The organism is Paenibacillus dendritiformis, from assembly GCF_015845845.1.
Taxonomy (GTDB): Bacteria; Bacillota; Bacilli; order Paenibacillales; family Paenibacillaceae; genus Paenibacillus_B; species Paenibacillus_B dendritiformis_C.
In genome coordinates, this window is sequence record NZ_LDIG01000200.1 from 1 (window position 1) to 15,702 (window position 15,702).

9 protein-coding genes and 1 pseudogene are annotated in these 15,702 nt (G+C 54.5%); 3 read left to right on the forward strand and 7 right to left on the reverse strand.

Annotation, left to right across the window (positions count from 1 at the left end):
• Positions 1–514: 514 nt before the first annotated feature.
• The 6 genes and pseudogenes from ABD76_RS20215 to ABD76_RS20240 form a co-directional block, all read right to left on the reverse strand.
• Positions 515–1,333 carry a hypothetical protein gene (locus ABD76_RS20215; RefSeq protein ID WP_197258944.1) on the reverse strand — a complete coding sequence of 273 codons (819 nt, stop codon included), beginning with the start codon at positions 1,331–1,333 and terminating at the stop codon, positions 515–517.
• A 371-nt stretch (positions 1,334–1,704) separates the two neighbouring features.
• Positions 1,705–4,136, reverse strand: a pseudogene (locus ABD76_RS20220) (cytochrome P450).
• A gap of 76 nt (positions 4,137–4,212) precedes the next feature.
• Positions 4,213–4,779 carry a TetR family transcriptional regulator gene (locus ABD76_RS20225; protein WP_197258945.1) on the reverse strand — a complete coding sequence of 189 codons (567 nt, stop codon included), beginning with the start codon at positions 4,777–4,779 and terminating at the stop codon, positions 4,213–4,215.
• Positions 4,780–5,038: 259 nt separating this feature from the next.
• Entirely contained in the window at positions 5,039–6,079 is a 1,041-nt protein-coding gene (locus tag ABD76_RS20230; RefSeq protein WP_197258946.1) for a YkvI family membrane protein, read from the reverse strand.
• Positions 6,080–6,216: 137 nt separating this feature from the next.
• Entirely contained in the window at positions 6,217–8,178 is a 1,962-nt protein-coding gene (locus ABD76_RS20235) for an ATP-dependent DNA helicase (RefSeq protein WP_197258964.1), read from the reverse strand.
• A gap of 220 nt (positions 8,179–8,398) precedes the next feature.
• Positions 8,399–9,685 (reverse strand): alpha-L-fucosidase, encoded by a 1,287-nt coding sequence (locus ABD76_RS20240; protein WP_206765742.1) that lies wholly within the window; start codon positions 9,683–9,685, stop codon positions 8,399–8,401.
• A gap of 196 nt (positions 9,686–9,881) precedes the next feature.
• Here ABD76_RS20240 and ABD76_RS20245 point away from each other — a divergent pair, with 196 nt between their 5' ends.
• The 3 genes from ABD76_RS20245 to ABD76_RS20255 all read left to right on the forward strand — a co-directional run bounded on the left by ABD76_RS20245 (position 9,882) and on the right by ABD76_RS20255 (position 14,735).
• Entirely contained in the window at positions 9,882–10,922 is a 1,041-nt protein-coding gene (locus ABD76_RS20245; RefSeq protein ID WP_197258948.1) for an efflux RND transporter periplasmic adaptor subunit, read from the forward strand.
• A gap of 1 nt (position 10,923) precedes the next feature.
• Positions 10,924–14,016 carry an efflux RND transporter permease subunit gene (locus ABD76_RS20250; protein WP_197258949.1) on the forward strand — a complete coding sequence of 1,031 codons (3,093 nt, stop codon included), beginning with the start codon at positions 10,924–10,926 and terminating at the stop codon, positions 14,014–14,016.
• Positions 14,017–14,258: 242 nt separating this feature from the next.
• Positions 14,259–14,735, forward strand: a complete 477-nt coding sequence (locus ABD76_RS20255) for a zinc ribbon domain-containing protein (RefSeq protein ID WP_197258965.1) — start codon at positions 14,259–14,261, stop codon at positions 14,733–14,735.
• A gap of 418 nt (positions 14,736–15,153) precedes the next feature.
• Here ABD76_RS20255 and ABD76_RS20260 read toward each other — a convergent pair whose 3' ends face one another.
• Positions 15,154–15,669, reverse strand: coding sequence for an NUDIX domain-containing protein (locus tag ABD76_RS20260; RefSeq protein ID WP_197258950.1), 516 nt, complete (start codon positions 15,667–15,669; stop codon positions 15,154–15,156).
• Positions 15,670–15,702 lie beyond the last annotated feature (33 nt).

Sequence of the window (15,702 nt, forward strand, 5' to 3'; positions counted from 1 at the left end):
ACCGCAAGCCGACCCGAACATCTAGGGGACGACCAAAGCGAAATGGGAGACGTCCGAAAAAGGCAACGAAGTCGATGAAACCGAAACTGATTGTGAGGTAATGACAAACGAAAAATACTTTTACATATAATGGATAACGCGCAGGGTCTATTTCCAGCTCGACTTTTTTAGACTTAGCGCGGACATTGCAGATGTAAATATATATCATATATAGATGTTAATTGAAATTAGATTATGAACTAACCGCTCGATGCAACGCTAGTGCAAAAATCCTGTACTTTTGCAGCTTTGGTCCGCCATCAAGTTATGGTTGACCAACAAGTTGTGATCCACTATCAAGTTATGGCTCACCAACAAGTTGTGGTCCACTATCAAGTTATGGTTGACCATCAGGCTATGGTCCACCATCAAGTTGTGGCTCATCATCAAGGTTACCATCAAGTCATGGTTCCCATCAGTTTTACTCCCTCAAGAGTTTCACCACATGAACGGGTTAAAGAGAACATGCTGATTTCTACAACCAAGCGCCAAACATGTCCTGCACCTTTTCCTCGCAATATCCATCCTCCCCGCGCCAGTTGACGACGGCAAAAAAGTCGTTTTTCCCGCCGCGGCCGGGCCTGTTTTGGCTCGGTGCGAGAATCCCCGCCGTGGCGAGAATTTCCATAAAAACATCCCGCTCCTGCTTGCTGGAAGGAAAAACACCGTGGAGCCGCTTCTCTAACTGACGCGCCGCATCGGTTGGCTCGCAGTTGGAGATGGTATCGAGCACCTGACGCAATATCGCCGCATCCTCTTCCTGTACGGCGATCCCCTCTTCCCTGCTCAGCAGCTCCAGATCAAGCAGCATATAGGGCAGGTAATTCAAGCGAATGCCGCCCCATTTGATTCGCTCGAAGTTCAGCACATTCAGATCCTCGTTTGGATAGAGCTCTCGGATGGCGATATGGCAGCGGTCGCAAATATGGCAATCCCCATACATCGCATAGTTTCTGCCGTTCTCCGGATCGGTATATTTCCCAACGTTGCTTTCAAACGCATGCGCCGCCAAGTGCCGGGACAAGCTCCAGCTGGAGAGCGCGCTGCGCAGATGCACCTTTCTCGTAGATAGACTATGCAAAAAAGCGGCCGCTACCTGCTCCTTGGCAATCCGGCTAAGGATATCGACGAGCCTCCGCACCCCCTCATCATGGCGAATCGTCACCAGATCGAACATCAGCCCTTTGCTTTTCGCATATTCAAAATCCGCTCCGGAATAAGTAGAAGGACGCTCTTTCCAGCCTTGGCTGCTCCAGAAGGTTTTCATTAAAATTTGCTTCGCTTTTATATCCATCAACGATTTCCCCATTTCTGCATGTCTCTCATTGCCATTCAGGATACGATCCCACATTTAATATCCTGTCATCTCTACATGCTATATCTCTCGATGTTCCCTCTCGCTTCGGGAAAGCTCCCCCCCATCCTTACCGTGGAATCCGCATCGCATAGCAATCCTCTTCTGCCTATTTCTACCCTTTCATGATTCAATAATTATATGATGGCTCGCAGAAAATTTGAAGAAACAGAGCGGCACTCACGTTTTCATCGCCTGAACCATAAGCAAAGAGCCTTAATCCGCTTGCGCATCGGACTAAGGCTGCTTTTTTGCGAACTATCTCACTTTGTTTCTGTCCATTTTTGCTCCAATCACATTGAGCCCGGCAATCAAGCCTTTCCGGCGGCCCACACGTCCTTGACGCAGCGCCCTTCGGCCTCGAGGCGATCAAGCCATGCTTTCGCCTCCGCTTCGCCAACGCCGTGAACCGTCTGATAGCATTGGCGCAAGGCGGCCTCTACATCCGGGGCCATCCTGCTTCCGTCGCCGCACACATAGAACTGGCCTCCCCGATCCAGCATGCCGATAATTTCCATGCCCCGCTGCTGCATCAGATGCTGGACATACGTTTTCGGCTGGCCCGGAATTCGCGAAAATGCGGTGTGCACCGTAACAAGTCCCTCTTGCTGGAACCGCTCCAGCTCCTCTCGGTATATATGATCCGCTTCGTCGCGGCAGCCGAAATAGAGATGCGCCGCGCCAAGCTCGGCCCCTTCCCGCTTGAGCGCCCGGCGAGCCTGAAGGAATCCGCGGAACGGCGCGACCCCAACCCCGGGTCCGACCATAATCATCGGAGTTCCCGGATCTGCCGGAAGCCGGAAGCCCGACTCCGGCGTGCGGACGAACATCATGACGGACTCTCCCGCCTGGAGGCCGGCAAGATAATTGGAGGCGACGCCGCGGTCTCGAAATCGCCGCTAACATCGCCGCCGCCCAGCGGTAAAAGCCGCTTCGCCCCTTTCGCCGCCATCTGTTCGTCAATCCATGCCGGAACGCTCTGATACGTGCTGGCCCAGTTGCGGTCGCCGCAGCCGAAGACGCAATAGCGAATCCCTTCCAATTCGCCAGGGCGGGCTTGACGAAGCCACTGCACGAAGCCGCGCGCATTATGGGGCGGCATGCCGTTATAGGACGACGTTACGATATAGATCACTCCCTCCGTCGGCAGCTTCCCGGCATAGTCATTCAGCGGCGCCACCTGGCTCTGGAAGCCCTGGTAACGCGCCGTATCGGCCAGCTCCCGGGCTATCCCCTCGGCCGTGCCCAGATCGGAGCCGTACAGCACGAGCAGCGGGGTATCATGGCGCTGCGCCGGATCCAATGCTTCCCGTTCGGCGGCATGTTTTTTCGGCGCTGGCGCCCCGCTTCCGCCGCCTGCAAAAATAAAGCCGGTTTGTCTGCCGCGGGGGCGGATTTTTATCTTGAAGCCATCGGGCTTTATCGTCAGCGTCTCCTTCACCTTCAACTGGTAACGGGTATGATCGATGAATTCGAAATGCTTGAGCAGCAGTCCCAGCACCAGCGTGGCCTCTTGCAGGGCGAATTGCTGGCCGATGCAGGCCCGCTGCCCGATACCGAACGGCTTGTATGCATCATGCGGCACCCGGCTCGGGTCCTCGAACCGTTCCGGACGGAACACCTCCGCATCCTCCCCCCATGCGGACACGTCCCGATGCAATTGGGGAATCAGGACAACCATCCGGTCCCCTTGGTTCACCGCGTATTTTCCCGCCAGCACCGTATCCTGCTTCGCCTGCAAAGAAAATCCCGGAGCCGTCGGCCACAGACGGAGCGCTTCATCGAGAATCATGCGGACGTATTTTAAGTTCCTCACCTGGGCGTAAGTAGGAACCGGATCGGTTAACACCCGATCTACCTCATCGTAACCCTTTTGCAGCTTCTCGGGGTTGTTTAACAGATAGTACAGCGCAAAGGACAATAAACCGCTCGTCGTCTCATGGCCGGCGATCAGGAACGTAATAATCTGATGCCGAATATTCGTGTCATCCAGCGCCTCTCCCGTCTCCGGATCTTGGCCTTTCAGCATATGGGCCAGCAAGTCATCCTCTTCCTGCTGACCGTGGGCCTTCCGTTCGGCAATAATTTTATCGACCAAGGAAAACATGAATTCGAGATCCTGCTGGAGCTGGCGTCTCGACTTCACCATCAGCATATCCTGAATGCCGAGACGCTGCGCTTGGCTCATCGTTTCACTGAGCGCCCGCACCATGCAGGCGACGAACGGATGCGATTGCTCGCGGTAAAAGCTGTTAAACCGGTAATTGAAGCCGCATAGTCCGATTGTACCCAGCGCCAGCCGCGTCATATCTTCCGGCACGTCCACGCTTTCATCCGGATTGAGGCGCGACCACTTCTGAACGAGTTGGATCGCAATCTCCAGCATCTTGTCGAAATAGCCGCGCATCGCCGTCCGGCTGAAGCTCGGGAGCAAAATATTGTGAGCCTTCCGCCAGTTCGGCTCTTCGGTTTCCGAAGTGAACAACCCGTCCCCCAAGATGGCGCGCACCTTTTCCAGTACGGTTTTTTCGACGATTTTGTCAAAACGGGACGGATCGGTAAGCTCCTTCACCAATTCATAGCCTGACACAATGTGCAAATGTCCAAACGGCAGCTTTACGCGAAAAAATTCACCATACTCTTCCGCCAGCTTCATGAACGACTGAATCGGCATATCCGTGTCAAGCTGGGGCAGGTTGCCTAGCGGCCCGTACGTTCGGGGCTGTGGAATCGCAATCGTCATGCTACTACGCCTCCTCATTGGTAATCGCTAACGGAATGAATGTTCATTCCGCAATGCGGTATGAAAAGCGACCGGGTCAATGGACCCGTATCGCATTCCAACAACATTCCTCCACGCCGGCAAGAAGCTCGTCCGTTTCCTCCAATACCTCCGCTCGGATCGTTTCGAACAGTTTGACGAGAGCGCCGTAAAAAATAGAGATCAAGGCATTCGGCGGCAATGGGGAGATGATTCCTTGCTCCTGCCCTTGGACTAAGAAGTCACGAATAAAATCCATGCCCGCTTCAAATGATTTCAGGCTTTTCTCGTCCAGTAATCGAGGATTCAGGTGTGAATCAATGAACGAAAACGCTTCTCTGTTTCCTTTGGCAAAATGGATCGTTTGCATAAAAATGTGATGAAATTGCTGCCGCACTGTTCCGGATTCGGGGAAGCCATGGGTCACCGTGTGGAAAAATCGCTCCGCGCATTCCTGAAACAGCGAATTCAGAAGGACCTCTTTGTTTTCGAAATACCGGTAAATGGTACCGGCTCCTACGTTGGCGCTCTCGGCTATCATCGGCACGGTTGTCGCATCGAAGCCGCGCTCCGTAAACAAATGCAATGCTGCCTGTAAAATGTCTTCTCGTTTATTCGTCGCCACAACTCTCACCTTTCTTGCGGAATGAACGTTCATTCCCATGTATATTATACCAATAATTTCAATACTTCAAGGGCAAAAAATTCAAATTTTTGTGAAAAGGTGAAATAGTCCCTCAAATAGAAAGAACCGTCGGCAAATGACGGTTCCCTTTTTTTTCAAAACATGTAGAACATGCTTAAGCTGTTACCAGCCTTTTGTGTAACATCGTCCTGCGTCCCCGGCACCAACGAAAGTTGCTTTACGGGTTGCTTTGCAGCTGCTATTCTGGTATTCGCTTTGCGGCCAAGAAAATGAGAAGAATGATCCCCAAATATCCGAAAAGCGGATAAAGATACGTGAGCAGGGACGTAAAGCCTGCTTGGCTGATGATAAAGCAAGCCAGAAGTACAGCCAATACGATAGCGCTTTTCGGAAGCTTATATAGACTTTGAATCTGTCTGGTGACCCCGAATACATTGCCTATCAATGTCGTAAAAATTTCCCCATATATCACCAATAAGAACAGCACATGAACGAATGGGCCCAAGCTTCGAATAATCTCGGCCATCGGAAGTTGGAACTGCAGTATTTCCGGCATTCTGGAGTTGAGCGCAAAATGGCTGACTAACAGCATAATCCCGAGTCCGACTCCCCCCAGGAAACCGCCCCACTTTATTGCGCTTTCATCCTCTACCTCTCGTCCCAGCGGAACCATAACGGCTTGAGCAAAAGCAAGATTCAATGCGGCGTACATAAACGGACTCAGCATCCATTTCAGGTTGTCCCATAGCTGTGTGTGCGATCCGGTCACCCTCCATATTCCGTCCATCTCGATAGCCCGAAAGGCAATGAGCAATATAAATACAAGCATCATGGGCACAACCAGAGAGTTTACGGCTAAAATCCCGTTCAGTTCCTTGCTCATGACCAGATAACTCAGCGCAACACTGGCAACAATGCCAATCTGGTAAGGAAGCCCAAGCTGCTCCTCGAAAAGGGAACCCGTGCCGGAAAGCATCACGGCGGTAACGCCAAATAAGATAAGGAAAGTCAGTGCGTTCGCGACTTTGCCGAACAGATTGCCGAACAGGAAGTTGTTAAATTCCTGATAGGAAAATGCCTGGATCCTCCGGGATAAAATCATCATTTTCGTGCCGAGCCATATAAACAGGAATGTGGTTACGGCAATGCTTATTCCTCCGAATGCCCCATACGCCGTGAAAAACTGCATAATCGATTGACCAGAAGCAAATCCGGCCCCGACTACGGTTCCGATATAGGTAGCGGCAATTTTTAATATCAAGCTCACTCTATTTTTCATTGGCTCCCCCGCAAGACAAGTTTCATCATTCGATCTATTCTATGTATGAGATGCTTGTATATTCGGGGATAATCCAAAAAGCTCTTCTCCCCATTGCAGGGAAAAGAGCCTTCCATTCCTTCGTATGCTCTCGCAGGCTAGAGCTTCTCCTTCAATTCGACCCCCGCCGGGAATGCCGCTTGGATCTGAGCCCGGATCGCCTCGGTTCGATAGACGTCTCCATCCAGAATAACGACCCGTCCATAGTCTGACGACGTGCGGATCAGCCGTCCGATGCCTTGGCGCAGACGAAGCAGCATATAAGGCAGGTCGATCTCGGAGAAAGGTTCCGCCGCGGCCTCGCGCTTCGCCAGGAATACGGGATCATCCGGCGGATAAGGCAGCGACCAGATGATGACCTTGGTCAGCGCCTCTCCCGGCACGTCGAGACCCTCCCACAGGCTGACGGCGCAGAGCACGCTGTCCGTGTCCGCCTGGAAGGCGGAGATAAGGCGGCTAATCTCCTGATCGCCTTCATACAGGAAGCGCATGCCGGATTCATCGGGATAGCCGGATGCCTCTATCTCCTGCTTGAAGCGCTGCAGCTCCTCCCGCGTGCGGAACAGCATCAGCGAGCCGCCAGGGGTCTGCTCCAGAATGGAGATCGCCATCCCGGTCCTTGCCGCGAAGCTGTCCTGACCACAAGGAAGCGGCGCCGCCGCCTCCATGACATTCGCATAATCATAGGGAGACGGCACGGAGAACGACAAATAGTCCCCCATCTCGAGACTGTCCGCGACGTACTTGAAGGAACCATCCACCGACAGCGTCGCTGAAGAAAAGACGATCGGCATCCGTGCCGTGAAGAGCCGCTCCCCTAATATCTCCTTGATCGTTTTCGGCATAATGGAGAAGACCAGACCGTCTCCGCGCCCGGTCGTCCAGCATATCGGCTTGTCCGCCCGTTCGAACAGAACGAGCGCCTTCTGAATCATATCGAGATGCTCTTCGACGATGCGCAGCTCATAGGCGTTCAATGTGTACAGCTCGCTCTCATAGACGAGCGCTTCCTCGATGTCATCGATAATCCGCCGGAAGCGGCGCAGCTCCTGCAGCAGCGGTTCGTCCAGCATCACCCGGCTGCGGTCGGAGCCGGCGATAGCCTGACTGCGGTCGGCCAGCGCACGGAACAAATACCCGCTCTGATCAATCGCCCGATCGATAAGCTGCGCAAGGTCCTCCCGCACCTCGCCGTTCAACAAGCGCAGCAGCAGCTCCTCGAATACGTCATGCTTGAGCTTGTAGCTGACTGCCTTCAGCGCCGCCGACTCCAGCAGATGGCCTTCATCGAAGACGACCGCGCAATGGTCCGGCAGCAGCGGCAATTGCCCTTCCCGCTTCCGGCTCTCCGCCGTCCACAGATGCTCCATGTAATAATCATGCGAGCAAATAATCAAATCGGCAGCCTTGCGATAATCATCCCGGGACAGCGTCTGCCCGCAGCGGTGCCGCTTCTCGCACACGAAGCAATCCTGGAACGTATCCCAGTTGATCCGCTGCCACCGGGCATCGTTCAGCTCGGGATACTCGGTCCGGCCCCCGTACGCATGGAACGCTTGCCGGGATTCCGGGCGGCGGACGAAGCTTGGCAGCCCTTCATAGATGGCATCATAGAGCGGCGCGTCCTCGTCCGTCCACTGCGAGCGGGCCTGATCCAGCTTCACCAGGCAGAGGTATTGATCCGGCGATTTGCCGAGTCTGGCATCGATGTCCAGCTTCAGATGCGTCGAAAGCTTCGCGATATCGCCTTCCGGCTTCACCAGTTGCTCGATGAGCGACTCATCCGCGCACGCGATAACCGCAGGCTTCCGCATATAACGGGCATAGCAGATCGCATACAGCAAATAAGCCATCGTCTTGCCCGTCCCTACTCCGGCCTCGGCAAAGATAGCCCGCTTCTCGGCATAGGCGCGCTCCAACTGGAAGGCCATATATATTTGCTCATCCCTCACTTCAAATCCTGCCTCCGGCAGGATGTCATAAAAAACGTCCGCCACCCAGTCGCTGACCTGCGGAATATAAGGGCGGGCGGGATCATAATCAAAGGGGTACCGTTCCAACGTATGTATAGCCTCCATCTTGTTCATGACTTCAAAAGAGGAGCCGAATGGAGAGTTCGCGGCATGCCCGATCTCCGAAGACATGCGCTCCCTCGCACCCTGCTCCTCCTGTGGATTCATTCATCCCTTATTTTATCGATTTTCGCGGCATCCATCAATGTCGGTGCCTGCCAGCGGAGACAACGCAGCGAGCGCAGCGCGGGCGCCCGGCCGGCGCTGCTTAGTTGTGCGTGACGACCGCCCCGGAACCTCCGTACATATCAAGCTCTCCGTCAAGCTCCAGCTTCAGCACGGTGACGTTCTCGTGAGTGTCCTCCGGACTCATATGTATCCAGGCCGTTCCCGGTATGTTGAACCACGGCACGCCCCCGTGAATCTCGTGAGTGAGCTCCTTTCCGGAATGAAGCACGGTTATTTTATTGATTTTGTTCGATAAACCCTTCAGGCATACGCTCTCCTTCGGATTATCGTACACGAACAGATACAAAGTCTTCCGATCCTTCGATACGGTGCTGCCGCCCAGATAATAGCGGGTATGGATACCTTCGCCGGTGCCGTACACCGCTTCCTCATGGGTGCGGATCCACGCGCCCAAACCGAGCAAAATGTCCTCCTGTCGCTTGTCTATCGTGCCGTCTTCTCTCGGCCCGATATCAAGCAGCATATTGCCGCCCATCGTAATGCAGTCGCAGAACATGCGGATAATCTGGTTCAAAGATTTATAATGATTGTCCGTCGGCACATAGCCCCAGGAACGATTCATCGTCGTGCAGAATTCCCACGGCCCTTCCGGCCGCGTAATCGGAAGTCCCTGCTCCGGCGTCTTGTAGTCGCCATGCCCTTGAAGCCGCGAGTTGATGATCAATTCCGGGTTGAACGATTTCAAATATGTCTTGAACGCGGGCAGATTCCACTGCTCGGCGCTTCGTTCCCAATCCCCGTCGAACCACAGCAGATCCACCTTGCCATACTTCGTCAGCAGTTCCCGCAATTGATTGTTATTGAATTCGAGGAACCGCTGCCATCTCCCTTCATCCTGAACGCCGTCCGTCGGATAGGAGAACGGGTTCATCGCGCCCGGATCGTCCGGAACACGGCCGCCCTCATAGACAGACGGGTAGTCCGGGTGAGACCAGTCGATCAGGGAATAGTAGAGCCCGAGCTTGATGCCCCGCTTCGTTATCGCTTCCGCATACACCTTGACAATATCCCGCTTCGCCGGAGTCTTGTCGACGACATTCAGATCGCTGAACTCCGTGTCCCAGAGCGCCACCCCGTCATGGTGCTTCGTCGTGAGCACGGCATACCTGGCGCCGGATTTCTCGATCAGCTCGGCCCATTGGCCGGCATCGAACCGGCTGGCGGTGAAGCCGTCCAACTGCTTCATATAATCTTCATACGAGATTCTTCCATTATAGAAAGACCACGATTCCGCAATCCCGTTGACGGCATAAATGCCATAATGGATAAAGATTCCGAGCTTCGCTTCTTCGAACCACTTTTGCATCACACGAAGTCCTTCCTTTTGCCATTCTAGCTGAACCCCTCGTCATTATCTCACAAGCCTGATGCAAAGAGATGCAAGAAATCGTATAATAAGCAAAGTGACCCGTGGTTCATTTTCATATTATCTTTATGAAACTGTGATGAACTCCACACGTATTGTTAGGTAGTCAAAGTCAGTATAAGGAGTGGGAGAAAACGTGAGAAACCGATGGCTAGCAGGCTGCCTCGTCGCAGCAATCCTCGGAACCGCGCTGGCAGGATGCAGCAGTCCTCCGGCTGAAGAATCCGCGCAAGGAGCGCAGCAGGAGAAGGAGACCCCTGTTCAGGTCGCCGCAGTAGAGAAAGGCTCTCTCAACCAAAAAAATGAAATCATCGGCACGGCCAATCCGGGCAGAACCGTGGATATCATTCCGAAGCTGAACGGCGAGCTCGTCCGCTTGAATGTCAAAAAGGGCGACATGGTCAATAAAGGAGCCACGCTCGGCATGATCGATGCGAATGACCTCGAAGTCCAGCTTCAGCTTGAGAAATTCAGTCTGGAGCAGGCGCAGGATCAGTACAAGACACTGCATAACGCTCAAGCGTCCGATCTTGAGCTGGATCAAGCGAAGCGCAGCATCGAGCAGGCTCAGCTTCGAGTCAAGCAGGCCAGCAACAAGCTGGCCGATGCGACCTTGAAGGCCCCGATAAGCGGACAGGTCATTCGGGTTGCGGCGGAAGCGGGAGAATTCGTCACCTCCACCTCCCCGCTGTTCACCATTGTATCCACCAATCCGGTGAAGTTCTCGGCCAATGTCAGCGCAAATCAGATGTTGTTGCTGCAGAACCGGAAAGAGACGAAGGTCGAAGTGCCGGATGTGGGCAAAACGTTCACCGCCCGGATTACGTTTCTGTCTCCCGTCGCCAATGAAGGCGGGTTCTACACACTGGAGACGCAAGCCGACAATGCGAAGGGCGAGATCAAGCCCGGCATGACAGCCAAGTTCATCGTCGAGCAGGAAGTGCTGAAGGACGCCCTCCTCGTTCCTACGGAAGCGATCGTGGAGAAGAACGGGCAATCGCATGTCTTTATCGTGAAAAATGGACGAGCTGTCGAAGAAGCGGTCGAAGTGCTGGAGACCCAATCCAAAATGACGGCGGTAAAAGGCAAGCTCCAGGCGAACGATCAAATCGTCATCAAGGGACAAATGACCTTGTCCGACGGCAATAAAGTGAAAATCATCGAGGGGGCGCGCTAACGTGAAAATTATTGACGTCTCCGTTAAGCGTCCTATCGGCGTGATGATGGTCGTGCTCGCGATTATCGCGCTCGGCCTGGTCAGTCTTCGCAACCTCGCGATCGACCTGTTCCCCAAAATCGACCTTCCGATCGCCGTCGTCGCGACCTCCTATCAAGGAGCGGCGCCCGAAGAGATCGAGAAGCTCATATCCAGGCCGATCGAAGCTTCGTTAAGCACGATCCAGGGAATTGACACCGTGTCCTCGCAATCGCAGGCGAACTCCTCGCTCGTCATGCTGCAGTTCAAGACCGGTACCAACATGGACAATGCCCTGATCGACGTCAGGGAGAAGGTCGATCAGATCAAGGGAATGCTTCCCGAGGATGCCAATGATCCGTCCGTGCTCCGCTTCGACCCGAATCAGATGCCCATCATCACCCTGGGTCTGACAGGCGCTCCCCCGGAGAAGCTGCAGGAGATCGCGGACACGAACATCATTCCGTTCCTGGAACGGGAGAATGGCGTCGCGTCGGTATCCGTTGCCGGCGGGAAAACCCGGGAGATTCTCGTCGAGCTGAACCGGGCGAATCTCGCGCGCTACGGCATCGGGGCGTCGCAGGTCGTCCAGGCCATTAATGCGGAGAACAAATCCGCCGTTGCCGGCTCGGTTCCGAAGGGCGTGCAGGATTTGCAAATTCGGGTCAAGGGCGAATATACATCCGTCGAAGATATCGGCCGGACGTTGATTCACTTGCCTGGCGGCGGACAGATTCAAGTCAGCGATATCGCCGATATTAACGATACCTTCAAGAAGCAGAGCTCGCTGACGCTGGTGGACGGTTCCCCCGCGCTTATCCTGTCGGTGCAGCGCCAATCGGACGCCAATACCGTCTCCGTCGCGGATAACGTCGACCGGGCGGTCAGCCGAATTCAACAGAATCTTCCGCAAGGCGTCGAACTGAAAAAGGTATTCGATTCCTCGATCTTTATCCGGCAGTCGATCAACAGTGTCGTGAACAACATGCTGACCGGCGGCCTGCTGGCCGTGATCATTCTGTTATTGTTCTTGCGCAGCATCCGCTCTACGTTCGTTATCGCCCTGTCGATGCCGATCGCGATTATCTCGACGTTTACGCTGATGTATTTTACCGGCCAGACGCTGAACATCATCTCTATGGGCGGACTTGCCCTGGGCATCGGCATGATGGTCGACAACTCCATTGTCATCTTGGAGAACATATTCACTTACCGGCAGCAGGGAATGTCCATGAAGGAAGCCGCCATCAAGGGCGCCTCCGAGCTGGCTTCTGCCGTTATCGCATCGACGATGACGACATTGGTCGTCTTTCTGCCGATAGTGTTCGTTCAGGGCTTGACATCGGATATTTTCCGGCCGCTCGCCCTGACGGTCTGCTTCTCGCTCGTCGCTTCTCTCGTCGTGGCGATAACGCTGATTCCGACGTTGTCCTCCAAGGTCGTGCCTAAGAAGAAGAACACAGCAAGCGAGAAGAAGGGCTGGTATCTCCGTGTCTTCGGACTGTTCGTCTCCGGCTACAAGCGTATCCTGAAGTGGGCGTTGGGACACCGCAAGACGACCGTATTCGCAACGTTCCTCCTGCTCGTAGGCAGCTTATTCCTCGTTCCGTTCATCGGCATGGAATTCATGCCGGGAGGCGACCAGGGGCAGATTCAGATCAGCGTGCAGACGCCAAGCGGCACGAGCCTGGAGGAGACGAAAAAAGTCGCCGACAAGGTGGCGGCCCTGCTGAAGCCGTATGAGAACATCATTGATACGGCTTCGGAGTCGATTGGCGGAGGGGGCCCATTCAGTGGAGGCGCGAATTCTGCCACCTTCACGATACAGCTCATCCGGGCAACCGAACGTGACATGACCACGACGGCGATGATGCGGGAGCTGGCAGAAGCGGTAAGCGATATCCCCGGAGCAGAAATTACCGTGTCGGCCATGGAATCCGGCTTCGGTTCAGGCTCGCCGATCAACATCAGGCTGAACGGACAAGATCGGGACGTACTGGAAGAGGTCGCTTCTCAGGTCGTCTGGCTCATTTCCGATATAGAAGGAGTCTATAATGCGAAATCTTCGGCTTCCGAGGGCAATTCGGAGCTGAACATCTCGATCGACCGCAGTCTGGCCGCCACTTACGGTCTGTCCTATCAGCAGATCATGCACGAGATCTCGCTAGCGATGAACGGACAGCTCGCGACGCAGTACCGCGAAGGCGGCAGCGAGTACGACGTGCGCGTTATCCTGCCGGAATCGGAACGGAACAGCATTTCCGCCTTGAATACGCTGACGATTCAATCGCAGACCGGCCAGCTGGTGCCGCTGTCTGCTGTAGCCCAGTTCCAGCAGCTGCAGGGTCCGGTCATGATTCAGCGGGAAAATCAGCAGCGGCAGATCAATGTGACCGCCGATCTGGCCGGACGGGATTTGGGCAGCGTATCGGTCGAGATTTTACAAGCGCTGCAGAACATGAACTTCCCGGAAGGGTATACGTACTCGATGGGCGGCGAGACGGAAGAAATGATGAATGCCTTTGCCGATCTGGCGATTGCGCTTCTTTTCTCCATTTTCCTCGTCTACGCGGTTATGGCGGTACAATTCGAATCGCTGTTGTATCCGTTCATTATTATGTTCGCAATGCCGACCATGTTCGTCGGAGTCTTTTTCGGTCTGTTCATTACCGGGACGTCCCTCAGCGTGACCGCCTTGATCGGGGTCATCATGCTCGCGGGGATCGTCGTGAACAACGCGATTATTCTCGTCGATTATATCAACATCCAGCGCAGATACGGGCTGGAACGGCATGAAGCGATTATGCAGGGAGCTCCGAGCCGGCTGCGTCCGATTTTCATGACGACCTTAACGACGGTGCTCGGCCTGCTGCCGCTCGCCCTCGGTATCGGGGAAGGCGCGGAGATGCAGGCGCCGCTGGCCATCGTCGTCATCTTCGGCCTCGCCTGCTCGACCATCTTCACCCTGCTGCTGGTGCCGGTCATGTATACGTACTTGGATGATTTCTCGAACTGGATCAAGCGCCTGTTCACGAGAAAGAACAAGACAGAAACCGCGCACGAAGCAGCCGTATAACGAGAGTTGACAAGTCAGCCAAGCCAAGAGACAGCCTCCGTTCCGCCATTCGGCAGGACGGAGGCTGCTTCGTCTCCGCCTATACAACGGAGCCGATTACGCAGTATATTATAGAAGCGGCAGGATGACTCATTGCATGCCGTGCGGTGATATTCCGGGATAGCCTCATTCGCTCAGGAGAGCCGACGGATCGGCGAGAAGAACAGGATGATAACCGACTGGGGGTAGTGGCGTTGAGTTTTATGGATAAAATGAAGCTTGGCCTCAATCAAGTGAAGGATAAAGCGCAGCAAACGGTGGAAGTTACGAGGATCAGCGCGCAAATCGCGGGAAAAAAGAAAGAAAAAGCAGCGCAGTTCGCGCTGCTCGGCGAATGGGTGCACGAAGCGTATGTCAAGCAGGAGCTGACGAAGCAGATGGATCATATCGGGAGCCTCTCGCAAGCTATCCAGCGGCTGGAAGGAGAGATTGCCGCCCTGGAGAAGCAGCTTTACAAGGCCAAGGGCGAGAAACTATGCGCCTGCGGTGCCGTCATCACCATGGAATCCAGATTCTGCAACCACTGCGGGCAAGCGGTGCCGCTGGAGCCGACCGAGATTATCCCCGCTTCGCGCGCCAGACGGGACGATCCTCCGATCGCCGTCAACTGTCCGCAATGCGGAGCGCTGCTGAACGGCGAATCGGAGATCTGCGTTCTGTGCGGCGAGCCGGCGAAGTAACGAGACAGCAAGGGGTGTCCCATAAGCCAGTATGTAGCTCAGTGAGACAGCCCCCTTTCTTCTCAATACTCCCCTGGCCGAAAACCTGCACAAATACAGCTTTCCCTGATGACATTTATCTCGTTACAGGAATTCCTGCAAAACTGCATGAATTTCAGCCATGCCTAGGGATTAAATGCAAAAATGAGCGAAAATAATGTACTTTTGCAGGAATTTCATCAACTAGCGACTTAAATATCGTTAAATCCTGCCTTGATGCAGGATTTACTGCCTCATCCAGTCATCCATCTTCCACTGCTTTGCCCGCCGCCGTCTTCCCGCCTCTATCTTCTCTCTTGTCCCGTCTTGTCCCCTCTTGCGCCGTCTTGCCCCGCAGCCTTGTATACTGCCTATGGGACAGCCTCTTCTTATGCCATTATCAGCCGCGCTCTCCATACACCATGCTGGCTACAGGCTCCAGCGGATTGGCCGCGAAATACTCGCCCAAAAAATCATGCAGGGCTTGCGGGAATACATATTTCCGATGCCGCTTCGAGAAGTAGCTGTGCTCCACGGTTGCAATGACATCGCGGACTGGCAGCCATTCGATCCCGATCTGGCCTTCGTCGGCATGCAATCCTCCAGGAACATCCCCCGGGTCCGGAAGCCGGCAGACATAAATGAACTCGACCGCATGGACCTTCTTCATGATGAAAGAATATTCATGGTTCCCCGATATATACTCCCGTACACAGAGCAGCCGGTGATCCGCCAGCGCCGCGCCCAGTTCTTCCTCGCATTCGCGCCGCAGCGTCTCCTCCAACGTCTCGTTCGGCTCATGGGCTCCGCCGGGCAGCACATAATAGACGCCCGCCTCCGGCCGCTCCTTCTTGATGAATAACATCCGGTCATCCTCCATGATCAACGCCCGTACCGCGTTGCGTATCGCTCCCATGTCTTATCTCCGCTCCTCCCCGAGATCCAAAGC